Source organism: Mycetohabitans sp. B2 (assembly GCF_021733735.1).
GTDB lineage: Bacteria > Pseudomonadota > Gammaproteobacteria > Burkholderiales > Burkholderiaceae > Mycetohabitans > Mycetohabitans rhizoxinica.
In genome coordinates this window covers 1-298 of the sequence record NZ_JAHKSP010000139.1, presented here as the reverse complement: position 1 = coordinate 298, position 298 = coordinate 1, and the positions used below count along the sequence as shown (strand labels likewise).

Here is a 298-nt window from a genome sequence, read left to right as displayed (position 1 = left end):
ACACTATCCTGAAAGGAAACGACTCAGATATTTCCGACGATCTAAATCTAAAAGAGTCGGGGCTCCTTTCATCCTTGGCCACCATGCGCCTGGTTGAAAAGTCATCGGAAATTGAAAAATGACGACCGACATTGTGCCGCGGGGACGACAGTCCGAGCCATCGGCAGACTTGGCGAAATACTTAGACGACACGACAGCGCGACAGCCGAGTGCTCGTGCGGTCGTCGATTCCGACGGATCCGCGTTGAGCTATGCAGAACTTTCCGCTGCGGCCGATAGGATCGCCGTTTTCCTTCAT

1 protein-coding gene is annotated in these 298 nt (G+C 53.4%); it reads left to right on the top strand.

The window, feature by feature from the left end; all coding sequences use genetic code 11:
• Positions 1-118 precede the first annotated feature (118 nt).
• On the top strand, positions 119-298 hold a 180-nt coding region (locus KPG66_RS17110), incomplete at its 3' end, for a long-chain fatty acid--CoA ligase (protein ID WP_237071640.1).